1 protein-coding gene is annotated in these 1237 nt (G+C 62.5%); it reads left to right on the forward strand.

Annotated features, from left to right (window positions below):
- Positions 1-77 precede the first annotated feature (77 nt).
- Positions 78-1232, forward strand: coding sequence for a Gfo/Idh/MocA family oxidoreductase (locus HGP17_RS33350; protein WP_168816339.1), 1155 nt, complete (start codon positions 78-80; stop codon positions 1230-1232).
- Positions 1233-1237 lie beyond the last annotated feature (5 nt).

The raw sequence follows: 1237 nt of genomic DNA on the forward strand, positions 1-1237 counted from the left end.
CGCTGAATGGCGTTGACAGTGGTGAGTTGGCGTGTCAGTTATGTAACTATATAGTTATTTACGGGAGGAATGACACAATGGCGACAAGGCCGATCGGCATCATCATGCACGGCATCACCGGACGCATGGGATACAATCAGCATCTGCTGCGCTCCATCCTGGCCATTCGCGATGAGGGCGGTGTCCTGCTGTCCAGCGGCGACAGGCTGATGCCCGAGCCGGTGCTCGTCGGCCGCAATGCCGAGAAGATCGAGGCGATCGCCCGCAAGCACGGCCTGTCGAAGACGACGACCGATCTTGATGCCGCCCTTGCCGATCCCGCCAACACCATCTTCTTCGACGCCGGCTCGACCCAGATGCGCGTCGCATTGCTGGAAAAGGCGATTGCCGCCGGCAAGCATATCTATTGCGAAAAGCCTATCTCCGAGACGCTGGAGGAGGCGCTGTCGGTGGCCGCGTCTGCCGAGCGGCGCGGCGTCAAGAACGGCGTTGTGCAGGACAAGCTGTTCCTGCCCGGCCTGCGCAAGATCGCCATGCTGCGCGACAGCGGCTTCTTCGGCAAGATCCTGTCGGTGCGCGGCGAGTTCGGCTACTGGGTGTTCGAAGGCGATTGGGGCGTCAAGGCACAGCGTCCGTCGTGGAACTACCGCAGACAAGACGGCGGCGGCATGATCCTCGATATGCTGCCGCATTGGCGCTATGTGCTCGACAATCTCTTCGGCGAGGTGAAGTCGGTGAGCTGCCTGGGCGCCACGCATATTCCAAGCCGCGTCGACGAGAACGGCAATACTTACGCCGCCGATGCCGACGATGCGGCCTATGCCACCTTTGAGCTGGAGGGCGGCATCATCGCCCATATCAATTCCTCGTGGGCGGTGCGCGTGCGTCGCGACGATCTCGTCACCTTCCAGGTGGACGGCACGCACGGGTCTGCGGTCTGCGGCCTGATGCGCTGCTGGACGCAGCATCGGGTCAACACGCCAAAGCCTGTGTGGAACCCCGACCAGCCGCAGCCGATCAACTTCTTCGACACATGGGACGAGGTTCCCGACACGCAGGCGTTCGACAATGGCTTCAAGGCGCAGTGGGAAGAGTTCCTGCGGCATGTGGCCGAGGATGCGCCGTGGAAGTACACGCTGCGCGAGGGCGCCAAGGGTGTCCAGCTTGCCGAGCTTGCCCAGCAAAGCTGGGCCGAGCGCCGGTGGGTCGATGTCCCGAAAATCGCTCGGTGAATAGG

The sequence above is a fragment of the Rhizobium sp. P38BS-XIX genome (assembly GCF_012641435.1).
Lineage (GTDB): Bacteria > Pseudomonadota > Alphaproteobacteria > Rhizobiales > Rhizobiaceae > Rhizobium.

What these genes read in the sequence shown, in the direction of transcription:
- HGP17_RS33350 (WP_168816339.1), top strand. Translation starts at nt 78, where the DNA reads ATGGCGACAAGGCCGATCGGCATCATCATGCACGGCATCACCGGACGC.